Source organism: Kitasatospora sp. NPDC089913, from assembly GCF_044748625.1.
Taxonomy (GTDB): Bacteria; Actinomycetota; Actinomycetes; order Streptomycetales; family Streptomycetaceae; genus Kitasatospora.
Map to the genome: position 1 here is coordinate 13,086 of NZ_JBIVGI010000032.1, position 14,201 is coordinate 27,286.

A 14,201-nucleotide genomic window follows, 5' to 3' on the forward strand; every position below is an offset into this window, starting at 1 on the left:
GGGGACGCGGGAGCGGGGCGGGCCCCGGAAAGGGCCGCTAGACGCCGGTGATGCGGGTCCAGACCTTGTGCAGGCCGGGCCGCTCCGCGGAGTTCACGTCACGCATGGTGTGCAGCCGGGCCCGCATCTCCTCGGTCGGGAAGAGCAGCGGGTGCTCCGCCAGCTCCGCCTTCTCCCGGTCCCCGCTGGCCGCCAGCACCTCGCGGGCGGCCGGAACGGGGCAGATGTACTGCACCGCGGCCGCCAGCTCGGCGGCCACCTCGGGCTGGTAGTAGTGGTCGATCAGCAGCTCGGCGTTGCGCTTGTGACCGGCCCGGTTGGGGATCATCAGGCTCTCCGCCCACAGCTCGCCGCCCTCCTCGGGCACCACGAACGCGATGTCGGGGTTCTCGGCGGTGAGCTGGACGGCGTCGCCGGAGTACGCCTGGCAGGCCAGCGCCGCGCCGGAGGCCAGGTCGCTGGTGTAGTCGTTGCCGGTGAACCGGCGCACGTGCCGGCTGTCGACCATCCGCTGCACCAGGTCCATCGCCTGCCGGGCCTGGTCCTCGGTGAAGGCCGAGATGTCGGCGCCCTGGGCCAGCATGAGCAGGCCGAGCGCCTCGTCCAGCCCGGCGAACAGGGTGACCCGGCCCTTCAGGTCGGGTGCCCAGAGGTCGGCGACGGACCTGATCTCCCGGCCGAGCTCCTTGCGGTTGTAGGCGATGCCGGTGATCCCGGACTGCCAGGGCACGCTGCGCCGGCGCCCGGGGTCGAAGGCCGGGTCGGCCAGCTGCGGGTCGAGCTGCGCCGCGACGTTGGGCAGGTTGGCCCGGTCCATGGCCTGCACCCAGCCGAGCGAGACGTACCGGCCGGCCATCCAGTCGCTGACCACCATCAGGTCGCGGCCCGGGTCGGTGCCCTGGGTGAGCACCGGGCCCATCTTGCCGAAGAACTCGTCGTTGTCGTTGATGTCCTCGGTGTAGGTGACCTTGATGCCGGTCCGCTCGGTGAAGGCGTCCAGGGTCGGGCGCCCGCCGTCGTCGTCGGTGTCGATGTACTGGGTCCAGTTGGAGAAGTCCAGCCGCTTCTCGCCCTCCGAGCGGTCGGGGGCGGAGCGGCGGTCCTCGTCCACGTAGGCGGACGGGATGCCGCAGCCGGTCAGGGCGGCCGCCCCGAGCAGTCCGGCGCCGGTGCCGAGCACCCGGCGGCGGGTCGGACGGCGCCGGGCCGGACCGTGGAGGCCGCTCGGGCGGTGGGTCGGGGTGGTGCTGGGCATGGTGGAGCCTCCGGAGCGGGAGACGGCCCCGGACGCGAGGGCGCCCGGGGCCGTCCTGTCGGTGAGAGTCAGACGGTGTGCGCGTCGGCCAGCGACAGCACCTCGTCGAGAACGGCGAGACCGGCCTTCGCCTCCTCCTCCGTCACCGTGCACGGCGGAACGACGTGGAAGCGGTTCATGTTGACGAACGGCCACAGCCCGCGCCGCTTGCACGCGGCGGCCAGCTCGGCGATCGGCGCGTTGGCGGCGCCGGCCGCGTTGTACGGCACCAGCGGCTCGCGGGTGGCGCGGTCCTTCACCAGGTCGAGCGCCCAGAAGACACCGAGTCCGCGCACCTCGCCGATGGACGGGTGGCGCTCCGCCAGCTCGCGCAGGCCGGGGCCGAGCACGGTCTCGCCGATGTGCTTGGCGTTCTCGACGATTCCCTCCTCCGCCATGGTGTTGATGGTGGCGACGGCCGAGGCGCAGGCCAGCGGGTGGCCGGAGTAGGTGAGCCCGCCGGGGAAGGGCCGCTCCGCGAAGGTGGCGGCGATCTCCGCGCTGATCGCCACGCCGCCCAGCGGCACGTAGCCCGAGTTGACGCCCTTGGCGAAGGTCAGCAGGTCCGGGGTGACGCCCCAGTGGTCGGCGGCGAACCACTCGCCGGTGCGGCCGAAGCCGGCCATCACCTCGTCGAGGATGAGGACGATGCCGTAGCGGTCGCAGATCTCCCGGACGCCGGCCAGGTAGCCGGGCGGCGGGACCAGGATGCCGGCGGTGCCGACCACGGTCTCCAGGATGACGGCGGCGACGGTGCCGGGGCCCTCGAAGGCGACGACCTGCTCGAGGTGGGCCAGCGCGCGCTCGCACTCCTGCGCCTCGTTCTCGGCGTGGAAGTTGCTGCGGTAGGCGTACGGGCCCCAGAAGTGCACGACGCCGGAGACACCGGTCTCGCTGGCCCAGCGGCGCGGGTCGCCGGTGAGGGCGATCGCGTTGGCGGTGGCGCCGTGGTACGAGCGGTAGGTGGAGAGCACCTTCTGCCGGCCGGTGTGCAGCCGGGCCAGCCGGATGGCGTTCTCGTTGGCCTCGGCGCCGCCGTTGGTGAAGAAGATCTTGTCCAGGTCGCCGGGGGTGCGCTCGGCGATCAGCCGGGCGGCCTCGCTGCGTGCCTCCACCGCGAAGCCGGGGGCGATGGTGCAGAGCTTCGCCGCCTGCTCCTGGATGGCCGCGACCACCTTCGGGTGCTGGTGCCCGATGTTGGTGTTGACCAGCTGCGAGGAGAAGTCCAGGTAGCGGTTGCCGTCGTAGTCCCAGAAGTACGAGCCCTCGGCGCCGGCCACCGCGAGGGGGTCGATCAGCGCCTGGGCGGACCACGAGTGGAAGACGTGCGCGCGGTCGGCGGCCTTGACGGCCTGGCCGGCGGCCGAGTCGGCGGTGGGGATGCTCATGCGGCAAGGCTAGGGACTCGTCGTACCGAAGTGGAGAGCCATCCTGTCAGCCGGTCGCCGCAACGGCCGACAGGGTGCAAAGGCACAGGGCCCGGGTCGCGGGGACCCGGGCCCATGGTCGGATCACACGATCGTCGTCCGGTCGGACCGTGTGCCGGTGGTGGTGCTCGCTCAGATGGCGGTCATCACGTGCTTGACGCGGGTGTAGTCCTCGAAGCCGTAGGAGGAGAGGTCCTTGCCGTAGCCGGACTTCTTGAAGCCGCCGTGCGGCATCTCGGCGACCAGCGGGATGTGGGTGTTGATCCACACGCAGCCGAAGTCCAGGCGGCGGGACATCCGCATGGCGCGGGCGTGGTCCTTGGTCCAGACCGAGGAGGCCAGCGCGAACTCGACGCCGTTGGCGTAGTCGACGGCCTGCTCCTCGTCGGAGAACTTCTGCACGGTGATGACCGGGCCGAAGACCTCGTTCTGGATGATCTCGTCGTCCTGCTTCAGGCCGGAGACGACGGTCGGGGCGTAGAAGTAGCCCTTGTCGCCGACCCGGTGGCCGCCGGCCTCGACCTTGGCGTGCTCCGGCAGGCGCTCGACGAAGCCGGAGACCTGCTTCAGCTGGTTGGCGTTGTTCAGCGGGCCGTAGAGCACGTCCTCGTCGTCCACACCACCGGTCTTGGTCTCGGCGGCGGCCTTGGCCAGCGCCTCGACGAAGGCGTCGTGGATCGACTCGTGCACCAGCACGCGGGTGGCGGCGGTGCAGTCCTGGCCGGCGTTGAAGAAGCCCGCCACCGAGATGCCCTCGACGGCCTCGGCGATGTCGGCGTCCTCGAAGACCACGACCGGGGCCTTGCCGCCCAGCTCCAGGTGGACGCGCTTGACGTCCTTGGAGGCCGACTCGGCGACCTGGATGCCGGCGCGCACCGAGCCGGTGATGGAGGCCATCGCCGGGGTCCGGTGCTCGACCATCAGGCGGCCGGTCTCACGGTCGCCGCAGATGACGTTGAAGACGCCGGCCGGGAGCTCCAGGTCCTTGAGGATGCCGCCGATGATCTCGGCCAGCAGCACGGTGGAGGCCGGGGTGGTGTCGGAGGGCTTCAGCACCACGGTGTTGCCGGCGGCGATGGCCGGGGCGAACTTCCAGACGGCCATCATCATCGGGTAGTTCCACGGCGCCACCTGGGCACAGACGCCGACCGGCTCGCGGCGGACGATCGAGGTCATGCCGTCCATGTACTCACCGGCGGACTTGCCCTCCAGCAGGCGGGCGGCACCGGCGAAGAAGCGGATCTGGTCCACCATCGGGCCGATCTCCTCGGAGAGGGTCAGCGCGCGCGGCTTGCCGGTGTTGCGGACCTCGGCGTCGACGATCTCGTCGGCACGCGCCTCGACCGCGTCGGCGATCTTCAGCAGCAGCTTCTGCCGGGTGCTCGGGGTGGAGTCCCGCCAGGCCGGGAACGCGGCCGCCGCGGCGTCCATGGCGGCATCGACGTCGGAGGCGCCCGACAGCGGGGACGTCGCGTAGACCTCGCCGGTGGTGGGGTCGACGATGTCGAGCGTGCGGCCGTCGGCCGCATCGACGAACTCACCGTTGATGTAGTTGCGCAGCGTGCGAAGGTCGCTCACGGGTCTCTCCTCGGTCTCGGCCTGCGGCATTGCAGAATCCGGCGCCATGGTACGTCGGCCGCCGGGGCCGACGGCGGGCGCCGAGTGGCCGCGCCGGTCGTGCCGCGGTCCACTGGTTGGCGGAATGCGCGTGGCACAGCGGAGCCGCGCGCGTACCGTAGCCAGGGTAGCCGCAAGGCTGCCGTTATCGACAGGCCGATCGCACATCGACGATGAAATCCGCATGCGTTTTCCAAGATCTCGACGAAATCAGCAGCTGCCGCGCTTGCGAACACGAGACCGATCGGGCACAGTGGCGGCGTGGCCAACCGCGACCGGAACGCCAGCGTTCCCCTCGACGCCGCCTCCAAGGCGATCATCGAGCAGCTCCAGGAGGACGGGCGCCGCCCGTACGCCGCCATCGGCAAGGCCGTCGGCCTGTCCGAGGCGGCAGTGCGACAGCGCGTCCAGAAGCTGCTCGACCAGGGCGTGATGCAGATCGTCGCCGTCACGGACCCGCTCACCGTCGGCTTCACCCGCCAGGCGATGGTCGGAATCCGGGTCGAAGGAGACATCGATCCCGTCGCCGACGCGCTGGCCGCCCTCGACGAGGTCGACTACGTCGTCTGCACCGCCGGCTCGTTCGACCTCCTGGCCGAACTGGTCTGCGAGGACGACGAGCACCTGCTCGAAATGATCAACAAGCGCATCCGCGCGCTTCCCGGCGTGCGGAGCACCGAGAGCTTCGTTTACCTGAAGCTCCGGAAACAGACCTACACCTGGGGCACCCGATGACAGCCGACCCGGCGCAGAAGGACCTTTCCAAGACCGCCTACGACCACCTGTGGATGCACTTCACCCGCATGTCGTCGTACGAGAACTCCCCCGTGCCGACGATCGTCAAGGGCGAGGGCACCTACGTCTGGGACGACAAGGGACGCAAGTACCTCGACGGCCTCGCCGGCCTGTTCGTCGTCCAGGCCGGCCACGGCCGCGAGGAGCTCGCCGAGGCCGCCGCCAAGCAGGCCAAGGAGCTCGCCTTCTTCCCGGTGTGGAGCTACGCCCACCCGAAGGCCGTCGAGCTGGCCGAGCGCCTGGCCAACTACGCCCCGGGCGACCTGAACAAGGTCTTCTTCTCCACCGGTGGCGGCGAGGCCGTCGAGACCGCCTGGAAGCTCGCCAAGCAGTACTTCAAGCTGACCGGCAAGCCGACCAAGTACAAGGTCATCTCGCGGGCCGTCGCCTACCACGGCACCCCGCAGGGCGCCCTGTCCATCACCGGCCTGCCGGGCCTGAAGGCCCCGTTCGAGCCGCTGGTGCCGGGCACCCACAAGGCCCCGAACACCAACATCTACCGCGCCCCGGCGTTCCTGGCCGGCCCCGACGGCACGGTCGACCCCGAGGCCTACGGCCGCTGGTGCGCCGACGAGATCGAGGTCGCGATCCTCAACGAGGGCGCCGACACCGTCGCTGCCGTCTTCGTCGAGCCGGTGCAGAACGCCGGTGGCTGCTTCCCGCCGCCGCCCGGGTACTTCCAGCGCCTGCGCGAGATCTGCGACCGCCACGACGTGCTGCTGGTCTCGGACGAGGTCATCTGCGCCTTCGGCCGCCTCGGCACCATGTTCGGCGCCGACAAGTTCGGCTACCAGCCCGACATGATCACCTGCGCCAAGGGCATGACCTCGGGCTACTCCCCGATCGGCGCCACGATCATCTCGGACCGCCTCGCCGAGCCGTTCTACAAGGGTGACAACACCTTCCTGCACGGCTACACCTTCGGCGGCCACCCGGTCTCCTCCGCGGTGGCGCTGGCCAACCTCGACATCTTCGAGCGCGAGGGCCTGAACCAGCACGTCCTCGACAACGAGGCCAACTTCCTGGGCACCCTCAGCAAGCTGCGCGACCTGCCGATCGTCGGCGACGTCCGCGGCAACGGCTACTTCTACGGCATCGAGCTCGTGAAGGACAAGGTCACCAAGGAGTCGTTCAACGACGACGAGGTCGAGCGCGTGCTCTACGGCTTCCTGTCGAAGGCGCTCTTCGACAACGGCCTGTACTGCCGCGCCGACGACCGTGGCGACCCGGTCGTCCAGCTGGCCCCGCCGCTGATCTCCGACCAGTCGACCTTCGACGAGATCGAGCAGATCCTGCGGACCAGCCTCACCGACGCGTGGGCGAAGCTCTGACCCCTCGGACTCTCCTCCCCACCCTCAGTCACAGGGCGGTCCCGCTTCGGCGGGGCCGCCCTGCGGCGTTCCCGGCGCCGCCCCCGCACCGCGCCGCCGCCGCTCCCGGCACCGCTCCGACACCTCCCCGACGGCGGTTCCCAGCCGTTCCGCCATCGGTCCGTCGATCAAACACGCCTGATTGCGGGCGATTTGCCCCGGATGGGCCAGTGTGCCGCAACCGCGCCCAGGCCCGATCGTTCTAATCTGACGACTGTCATATCCCTGCGGCCACCCAGGATGGAACCTCATGTCAGCGGCCCCTCCTGACAACGACGTGCTGTGGGCCCGGGGGATCGTCAAGTCCCACCACGGCACCCCCGCGCTGCGCGGCGTCTCGCTCGGGGTCCGGGAGGGCGAGGTCCTCGCCGTCACCGGCCCGCGCGGCTCCGGCAAGAGCACCCTGCTCGGCTGCCTCTCCGCCCTGCTCCCGGTCGACGAGGGCGAGGTCTGGTTCAACAGCTCCCCCGTCCACACCCTCGGCCGGGCCGGCCGTGAACGGCTGCGCCGCGACCGCTTCGGCTTCGTCGGCTCCGAACCGCACCTGGTCCCCGAACTGACCGCCCGGGAGAACGTCGCCCTGCCCCTGCTGCTGGCCGGCGCCGGCGGCAAGGCCGCCTACACCGCCGCCGACGAGTGGCTGGAACGCCTGGACATCGGCGACCTCGCCAAGGTCCGGCCGGAACGGCTGGTCCAGGGCCAGCGCCAGCGGATCGCCGTCGCCCGCGCCCTCGCACCGCTCCCGCCGGTCGTCTTCGCCGACGACCCCACCGCCCCGCTGCACCGCGAGACCGCCGAACAGGTCCTGCGGATACTGACCAGCGCGGCCCGCTCCCACCAGCTCACCCTCGTGCTGGCCACCCACGACCCCGAGCTCGTCCGGTACGCGGACCGCGCCGTCGCCCTCCTCGACGGCCGCCTGACCGGCCCCGCCACGCCCGTGCCGCGCGGCATCGCCGCCCCCGGCACCGCCGGGGCCACCGCCGTCCCGGCCGCCGGCCGCTGAAAGAGTCGACGCCGTGTTCTATCTCCGCCTGGCCCGGGGCTACCGGGTCCTCGACCTCGGCCGCTGGCTGCTGACCGCGCTGGCCGGCGCGGTCGTCGCCGCCTTCCTGCTGCGCGCCCTCGGCCGGGCGATGAGCGGCCCCACCGACGGCCACGACGCGCTCGTCCGGCTGCTCTGGTGCCTGCCCCCGCTGGCCGCGGTCGCCTGGTTCGCGGCCGTCGCCGCCCGCGCCGTGCCCGCCCGGCGGGCCGACCGGATCACCGGGCTCACCACGGCCGGCGCCGGGGCCGGCCGGATCCGCGCGCTGATCGCCGGCGAGGTCGCGCTCGCCTGCGGGGCCGGCGCCGGACTCACCCTGCTGCTCTTCCTGGTCCTGCGCAACGACATCGCCGGCCCGGCCCTCGCCGACGAACTGGGCATGGGCGTCGCCCTCCCCGCCGCCGCGCCGGTCACCCTGCTCGCCCTCGTGCCGCTGACCGCCGGACTCGCCGCGGCCGGGGCCGTCCGGCCCGCCGAGACCCTGCCCGGCCGCTCCGGCACCGAGCCGACCGGGTTCGGCCCGTGGCGGATCGCCCTGCCGATCGGCCTCGCCGTCATCGGCCTCGCCCTGGAACTGATCGCGCTGCGCCCCGGCGCCGCCGCCGACGGCCGTCCGATCCACCTGCCGGCCGGACTCGGCAGCACCAGCACCGCCGCGCTGGGCGGGTGGATCGCCTCCGCGGTCGGCCTCGCCCTGCTCACCGGCCCGCTGCTCGGCTGGGCCGGGCGGCTGCTGGCGCTCGGGCGGCCCACCCCGCTGCGACTGCTCGCCGGCCGGGGTCTCACCGCCCAGGCCCGCCGGCTCGGGGCGCCGCTGGCCGTCCTCGCCCTGGCGCTCGCGATGGTGCTCACCACCGTCCGCTACTGGCTGGGCGAACCCGGCAGCGCCGATGTGCTGCCCGCGATCGAGGCCGGGCTGGTACTGGGCTGCACCGCCGGGGCGGTGGTGGTCCGGCTGGCCGAGCTGCGCACCGCCCGCCGGGGTGTCGCCGAGGCGCTGCTGCGGCTCGGGGCGGCGCCCCGGCTGCTGTTCGGCGCGGTCGTGCTGCGGACCCTGATGACGGGCACGGTCCTGCTGGTCACCGGCGGGGCCACGGCGGCCCTGGCCGCGGCCGGACTGCGCTGAGCCGACGGGGCGGCGCCTCCGGGCGACGCGGAAGGGCCCGGCCGGTGGCCGGGCCCTTCCGCGTCGCTGGGCCGGTCGTCCGGCTCTGCTCGATCGGCTCGTCGCCGGTCGGGCTCATCGCTGATCAGATCGTCGCTCGGTCAGATCGTCGCTCGATCGGCTCGTCGGGCGATCAGTCCGCCGTTGATCAGCCCGCCGCCGCGAGCTGGCCGCAGGCGCCGTCGATCTCCTGACCGCGGGTGTCGCGGACGGTCGTCGGCACACCGTGCGACTGCAGCCGACGGACGAACTCCCGCTCGTCCTCGGGACGCGAGGCCGTCCACTTGGAGCCCGGGGTGGGGTTCAGCGGGATCAGGTTGACGTGCACCCGGTGGTTCTTGATCAGCCGGCCGAGCAGGTCCGCCCGCCACGCCTGGTCGTTGATGTCCTTGATCAGCGCGTACTCGATGGAGATCCGGCGACCGGACTTCTCGGCGTAGTTCCACGCCGCGTCCAGCACCTCGGCGACCTTCCAGCGGGTGTTGACCGGCACCAGCTCGTCCCGGAGCTCGTCGTCCGGAGCGTGCAGCGACAGCGCCAGACGGCAGCTGAGGCCCTCGTCGGCGAACCGGTACATCGCCGGGACCAGGCCGACGGTCGAGACCGTGATGCCGCGCTGGGACAGGCCGAAGCCGTCCGGCGCCGGGTCGGTCAGCCGGCGGATCGAGGCCAGCACCCGCTTGTAGTTGGCCAGGGGCTCGCCCATGCCCATGAACACCACATTGGACAGCCGGGCCTCGCCGCCGGGGATCTCCCCGCTCCTCAGCGAGCGCATCCCGGCGGCGATCTGCTCGACGATCTCGGCCGTCGACAGGTTCCGGGTCAGCCCGGCCTGGCCGGTGGCGCAGAACGGGCAGTTCATGCCGCAGCCCGCCTGGGAGCTGATGCACATGGTGACCCGGTCCGGGTAGCGCATCAGCACCGACTCGACGAGCGTGCCGTCGAACAGCTTCCAGAGCGTCTTGCGGGTCGTGTCGTCGTCGCAGGACACGTGCCGCAGGACCGACATCAGCTCCGGCAGCAGGCTGTCGGTGAGCTTCTCCCGGCTGGCGGCGGGGATGTCCGTCCAGCTCGCCGGGTCGTTCGACATCCGGCCGAAGTAGTGGTTGGAGAGCTGCTTCGCGCGGAACGGCTGCTCGCCCAGCTCGGCGACGGCCTCCTTGCGCTCGGCGGGGCTCAGGTCGGCGAGGTGTCGCGGGGGCTTGGCGCCGCGCGGCGCGACAAAGGTGAGTTCTCCGGGCTTAGGCATGGTTGTTCCAGTGTCGCAGACGCGCGAGGGCCCCGGACGCCGTGCGTCCGGGGCCCGGGGCCGGGGCGGGTCGCCTCAGCTGCCCACGAAGGCCGCCAGCAGCAGCCAGACCACCGGGGCGGTCGGCAGCAGCGAGTCCAGCCGGTCCATGATGCCGCCGTGACCGGGCAGCAGGGTGCCCATGTCCTTGATCCCGAGGTCCCGCTTGATCATCGACTCACCCAGGTCGCCCAGGGTCGCGGTGACCGCCGCGCAGCCGCCCAGGATCAGGCCCTGCCACCAGCTGCCGCCGTCGATGATCAGCTCCATCAGCAGCGCGCCCGCCAGCATCGACAGGCCGATGCCGCCGGCCAGTCCCTCCCGGGTCTTGCCCGGGCTGATCGTCGGCGCCAGCTTGGTCCGGCCGAACTTGTAGCCCACCGCGTAGGCGCCGGTGTCACTGCACACCGTGACGATCAGGAACAGCACGATCCGCTGCGGACCGTCGTCGGCCGCCAGCATCATCGCCACGAAGGTGGCGAGGAAGGGGACGTAGAAGGCGGTGAAGATGCCCGCCGTTATGTCCCGCAGGTAGTTCTCCGGCGGCTCGGCCATCCGCCAGACCATCACCGCGAGACCGGTGAGCGCGAGCGAGGCGGCCGCCCACTGGATCCCCGACCAGTAGCCGGTGGCGACCATCGCGATGCCGCCCGCGACCAGCGGGACCAGCGGCGCCTTGATCTCCTTGCGCTCGGCCAGCCGACTGGTCAGCTCCCAGATGCCGACCGACACCGCCGCGATCACCACGACCAGGAACAGGGCCTTGACGACGAAGAGCGAGGCGACGATGACCGCGCCGAGGCCGACGCCCACGCCTATCGCGGCCTGGAGGTTGCGGCCGCCGCGCTGCTTGCGCTGCGCCGGCTGAGGCTGCGGATCGGGCTGGGCCACGGGTGTCTCCTGCCCTGGGTGGGACGACGGCACGAGGAACGGCTGCCCCGCCGCCGGTCCGCCCGGCATGCCGGGACGACCCGCCGCGACCGGAGGCGTCTGCGGCGCCGACGGCCCCGGGTACGCCGCGGCGGTGCCCGGGTGGGGACCGCCGACCGGAGCGGACCGGGCGTCGTCGGTGATCGCGCGCAGCACGACCGTCTCCGACGCGCCAGGCTCCACCGCCCCGGGCTGCTCGTCGCGGAACAGCGGTCCGCTCAGCCGGCCCGTCTCGCGGGACGGCCCCTCGGCGGGGTCGGGCCCGGACGGGGCTGCGGGCTGCGGGCCCGGTTCGGCCGGAACGGGAGGCATGACCTGAGTCTCCTCCGCGTCGGGGTCCCAGTACACCGGAGGCTGCTGGGAGTGACCCGTTCGGTGGCCGGGGTCACCCGAGCCGTACTGCCCGGGCCGGTCGTGCTGGCCGGGTCGGTCGTACTGGCCGGGTCGGTCGTACTGGCCCGGCCGGTCGTACTGCCCGTGCTGCGGCTGCGCCGGGTACCCGCCGGCGGCGGGTGCGCCGGACGGGCCGGGGGCAGCGGGTGTGCCGGGTGCGCCGGGGGCCTGCGCAGGCGTGCCGGGGGCCTGCGCAGGCTCGTACGGACGGTACGGCTGGTACTGCTGGTCGGACGTGCCCCAATAGCCAGGGGCGTCAGGGGCGTCGTTCATCAGACCTCGAGCAGCTCGGCTTCCTTGTGCTTCAGCAGCTCGTCGACGGTGGCCACGTACTTGGCCGTGGTGTCGTCGAGCTCCTTCTCGGCGCGACGGCCGTCGTCCTCGCCGATCTCGCCGTCCTTGACCAGCTTGTCGATCGCGTCCTTGGCCTTGCGGCGGACGGCGCGGATCGAGACCTTGGCGTCCTCGCCCTTGCCGCGGGCGACCTTGATGAACTCCCGGCGGCGCTCCTCGGTCAGCTCGGGGAGCACGACCCGGATGATGGAACCGTCGTTCGACGGGTTGACACCCAGGTCGGAGTCGCGGATCGCCTGCTCGATCGCCTTCAGCGCGGTCTTGTCGAACGGCGAGACGACCGCCATCCGGGGCTCCGGCACGGAGAAGGACGCCAGCTGGTTGATCGGCGTCACGGCGCCGTAGTACTCCGCGACGATCTTGGCGAACATCGCCGGGTGCGCGCGGCCGGTGCGGATGGCGGCGAAGTCGTCCTTGGCGTGGGCGACGGCCTTCTCCATCTTCTCCTCGGCGTCGAGGAGGGTCTCTTCGATCACTGTGATCTCCCTGTCCGGTTCATCTGCTGGTGTCCCGACCGGGGTCGGGCGCCGGAGCCTCGCGGCGGCGGCGCCGTCCGGTACGGCTGGTTACTGCTCAGGCCCGGACAGAATCCTGGCTGATGAGTGTGCCGATCTTCTCACTCTTCACCGCACGCGCGATATTGCCCTCCGCGAGCAGCTCGAAGACCAGCATCGGAAGGTTGTTGTCCTTGCAGAGCGTGATCGCGGTGAGGTCGGCCACCTTGAGGTCGCGCGCGATGACCTCGGAGTACTCCAGCGCGTCGAACTTGACCGCGTCCGGGTTGGTGCGGGGGTCGGAGTCGTAGACGCCGTCCACGCCGTTCTTGCCCATCAGCAGCACATCGGCGTGGATCTCCAGCGCCCGCTGGACGGCCGTGGTGTCGGTGGAGAAGTAGGGCATGCCCATACCGGCGCCGAAGATCACCACACGGCCCTTCTCCAGGTGCCGGACGGCGCGCAGCGGCAGGTACGGCTCGGCGACCTGGCCCATCGTGATGGCGGTCTGGACCCGGGTCTCGATGCCCTCCTTGACCAGGAAGTCCTGGAGCGCCAGGCAGTTCATGACCGTGCCGAGCATGCCCATGTAGTCCGAGCGGGCCCGGTCCATACCGCGGACCTGGAGCTCGGCGCCGCGGAAGAAGTTGCCGCCGCCGATCACCACGGCGACCTCGGTGCCCGCGCGGACGACCGTGGCGATCTCGCGGGCGATCGCGTGCACGACGTCCGGATCGACGCCGAGCCCGCCGCCGCCGGCGAACGCTTCACCGGACAGCTTCAGCATTACCCGGCGGCGCGTGCCGTCCTGGATCTCCCGCGCGGTCTCCTGCGTCTCCTGCATGGACTTCTCCTTCTGCACCTACTGGTTCACAGACGCGGGTGTGCGGGTGCCCGGCCTGCGCGTACACGCGAGGAGGCCACTGCCGCGGGAACCGGTTCGGTGTCCTGCACGGCAATGGCCTCCTCGTCGTTCATGTCGCCGACGCGGCTCGCCCGTGAACGGATGGCGCTGGGTGAGCCCGTACGGCGCGTTCCCCGTAGCCCTGGTCAGCGGGCGGGGGCGGTTCCCAGCCTACGGCCGGGGGGACCGGTGGAACGTGGCTCAGGCGCCGACGCGGAAGCGGGCGAAGCGCTTGAGGGCGACGCCGTTCTCCTCGAGGACCTTGGCGACGGTCTTCTTGTTGTCCTTCGCGAAGGCCTGCTCCAGGACGGAGTTCTCCTTCACGAAGCCGGTGACGCGACCCTCGACGATCTTCGGCAGGGCGGCCTCCGGCTTGCCCTCCTCGCGAGCGGTGGCCTCGGCGACGCGGCGCTCGTTCTCGATGTCCTCGGCCGGGATGTCCTCGCGGGACAGGTACTTCGGCGCGAAGGCGGCGATGTGCTGCGCGACGTCCTTGGCGACCTCGGCGTTCTCCTTGTCCAGCTCGACCAGGACGCCGACGGCCGGCGGGAGGTCGGGGCTGGTCTTGTGCAGGTAGACAGCGACGAAGCCGTCGCCGTCGAACTGCGCGAAGCGGCGGAAGACGATCTTCTCGCCCAGGGTCGCGTTGGCCTCGTCCACGAACTGCTGGACGGTCTTGCCGGCCTCGATCTCGGACGCCAGGGCGGCGTCCAGGTCGGCCGGGGCGCTCTTGGCGACGTGGGCGGCGATCGCGTCGGCGACCTGGACGAAGTTGTCACCCTTGGCGACGAAGTCGGTCTCGCAGTTGAGCTCGACCAGGACGCCGGACTTCTTGTCCTCGGCGATCAGCGCGGCGACGGCACCGTTGGAGGCGTCGCGGCCCTCACGCTTGGCAACGCCCTTCTGGCCCTTGATGCGCAGAAGCTCGACGGCCTTCTCGACGTTGCCCTCGGCCTCGTCCAGGGCCTTCTTGCAGTCCATCATGCCGGCGCCGGTGAGCTCACGGAGCTTCTTGACGTCCGCGGCGGTGAAGTTCGCCATGGTGTGAATCTCTTCTCGCGTCTCGCGTGTCTGCGTGGAGTAGCGCCGGGGCCGATGGTTCGGCCCCGGCGCGGGAGAGAGGGG

12 protein-coding genes are annotated in these 14,201 nt (G+C 71.7%); 4 read left to right on the top strand and 8 right to left on the bottom strand.

The features are described 5' to 3' along the window. Nucleotides 1-37 precede the first annotated feature (37 nt). The 3 genes from ACIPYS_RS33900 to ACIPYS_RS33910 all read right to left on the bottom strand — a co-directional run bounded on the left by ACIPYS_RS33900 (nucleotide 38) and on the right by ACIPYS_RS33910 (nucleotide 4,329). Nucleotides 38-1,255, bottom strand: a complete 1,218-nt coding sequence (locus tag ACIPYS_RS33900) for a spermidine/putrescine ABC transporter substrate-binding protein (RefSeq protein WP_400753496.1) — start codon at nucleotides 1,253-1,255, stop codon at nucleotides 38-40. Nucleotides 1,256-1,323: 68 nt separating this feature from the next. After that, entirely contained in the window at nucleotides 1,324-2,682 is a 1,359-nt protein-coding gene (locus tag ACIPYS_RS33905) for an aspartate aminotransferase family protein (RefSeq protein ID WP_400753499.1), read from the bottom strand. 171 nt (nucleotides 2,683-2,853) lie between these two features. Further along, a complete protein-coding gene (locus ACIPYS_RS33910; RefSeq protein ID WP_093860365.1) occupies nucleotides 2,854-4,329 on the bottom strand; it encodes a gamma-aminobutyraldehyde dehydrogenase in 1,476 nt (491 codons plus the stop codon). Between the two features lie 270 nt (nucleotides 4,330-4,599). Here ACIPYS_RS33910 and ACIPYS_RS33915 point away from each other — a divergent pair, with 270 nt between their 5' ends. The 4 genes from ACIPYS_RS33915 to ACIPYS_RS33930 all read left to right on the top strand — a co-directional run bounded on the left by ACIPYS_RS33915 (nucleotide 4,600) and on the right by ACIPYS_RS33930 (nucleotide 8,674). Beyond that, nucleotides 4,600-5,073, top strand: coding sequence for an Lrp/AsnC family transcriptional regulator (locus ACIPYS_RS33915; protein WP_030396761.1), 474 nt, complete (start codon nucleotides 4,600-4,602; stop codon nucleotides 5,071-5,073). Continuing rightward, on the top strand, nucleotides 5,070-6,464 hold the full coding sequence (locus tag ACIPYS_RS33920) for an aspartate aminotransferase family protein (protein ID WP_093860366.1): 1,395 nt from the start codon (nucleotides 5,070-5,072) through the stop codon (nucleotides 6,462-6,464). Before ACIPYS_RS33915 ends, ACIPYS_RS33920 begins: the two co-directional genes overlap by 4 nt. 289 nt (nucleotides 6,465-6,753) lie before the next feature. Continuing rightward, nucleotides 6,754-7,509, top strand: a complete 756-nt coding sequence (locus tag ACIPYS_RS33925) for an ABC transporter ATP-binding protein (protein ID WP_093860367.1) — start codon at nucleotides 6,754-6,756, stop codon at nucleotides 7,507-7,509. A 13-nt stretch (nucleotides 7,510-7,522) separates the two neighbouring features. After that, nucleotides 7,523-8,674: a hypothetical protein gene (locus tag ACIPYS_RS33930; RefSeq protein ID WP_093860368.1), complete on the top strand. Its 1,152-nt coding sequence runs from the start codon at nucleotides 7,523-7,525 to the stop codon at nucleotides 8,672-8,674. A gap of 187 nt (nucleotides 8,675-8,861) precedes the next feature. Here the strand turns inward: ACIPYS_RS33930 and rlmN are convergent, their stop codons facing one another. The 5 genes from rlmN to tsf all read right to left on the bottom strand — a co-directional run bounded on the left by rlmN (nucleotide 8,862) and on the right by tsf (nucleotide 14,117). Continuing rightward, nucleotides 8,862-9,962, bottom strand: coding sequence for a 23S rRNA (adenine(2503)-C(2))-methyltransferase RlmN (gene rlmN, locus ACIPYS_RS33935; protein ID WP_093860369.1), 1,101 nt, complete (start codon nucleotides 9,960-9,962; stop codon nucleotides 8,862-8,864). A 75-nt stretch (nucleotides 9,963-10,037) separates the two neighbouring features. Beyond that, a complete protein-coding gene (locus ACIPYS_RS33940; RefSeq protein ID WP_231978567.1) occupies nucleotides 10,038-11,243 on the bottom strand; it encodes a phosphatidate cytidylyltransferase in 1,206 nt (401 codons plus the stop codon). Between the two features lie 353 nt (nucleotides 11,244-11,596). Then, complete coding sequence (frr, locus tag ACIPYS_RS33945; protein WP_030396755.1) at nucleotides 11,597-12,154, bottom strand: ribosome recycling factor; 558 nt, start codon at nucleotides 12,152-12,154, stop codon at nucleotides 11,597-11,599. A gap of 97 nt (nucleotides 12,155-12,251) precedes the next feature. Then, the gene (gene pyrH / locus ACIPYS_RS33950; protein WP_030396754.1) at nucleotides 12,252-13,016 is read right to left on the bottom strand and encodes a UMP kinase; all 765 of its coding nucleotides are present in this window, start codon (nucleotides 13,014-13,016) and stop codon (nucleotides 12,252-12,254) included. Between the two features lie 261 nt (nucleotides 13,017-13,277). Beyond that, nucleotides 13,278-14,117: a translation elongation factor Ts gene (gene tsf, locus ACIPYS_RS33955; protein WP_093860370.1), complete on the bottom strand. Its 840-nt coding sequence runs from the start codon at nucleotides 14,115-14,117 to the stop codon at nucleotides 13,278-13,280. Between the last annotated feature and the right edge of the window lie 84 nt (nucleotides 14,118-14,201).

Coding starts and splice junctions, on each gene's coding strand:
- ACIPYS_RS33900 (WP_400753496.1), bottom strand. CDS start 1,255: ATGCCCAGCACCACCCCGACCCACCGCCCGAGCGGCCTCCACGGTCCG.
- ACIPYS_RS33905 (WP_400753499.1), bottom strand. CDS start 2,682: ATGAGCATCCCCACCGCCGACTCGGCCGCCGGCCAGGCCGTCAAGGCC.
- ACIPYS_RS33910 (WP_093860365.1), bottom strand. CDS start 4,329: ATGCCGCAGGCCGAGACCGAGGAGAGACCCGTGAGCGACCTTCGCACG.
- ACIPYS_RS33920 (WP_093860366.1), top strand. CDS start 5,070: ATGACAGCCGACCCGGCGCAGAAGGACCTTTCCAAGACCGCCTACGAC.
- ACIPYS_RS33925 (WP_093860367.1), top strand. CDS start 6,754: ATGTCAGCGGCCCCTCCTGACAACGACGTGCTGTGGGCCCGGGGGATC.
- rlmN (WP_093860369.1), bottom strand. CDS start 9,962: ATGCCTAAGCCCGGAGAACTCACCTTTGTCGCGCCGCGCGGCGCCAAG.
- ACIPYS_RS33940 (WP_231978567.1), bottom strand. CDS start 11,243: ATGCCTCCCGTTCCGGCCGAACCGGGCCCGCAGCCCGCAGCCCCGTCC.
- pyrH (WP_030396754.1), bottom strand. CDS start 13,016: ATGCAGGAGACGCAGGAGACCGCGCGGGAGATCCAGGACGGCACGCGC.
- tsf (WP_093860370.1), bottom strand. CDS start 14,117: ATGGCGAACTTCACCGCCGCGGACGTCAAGAAGCTCCGTGAGCTCACC.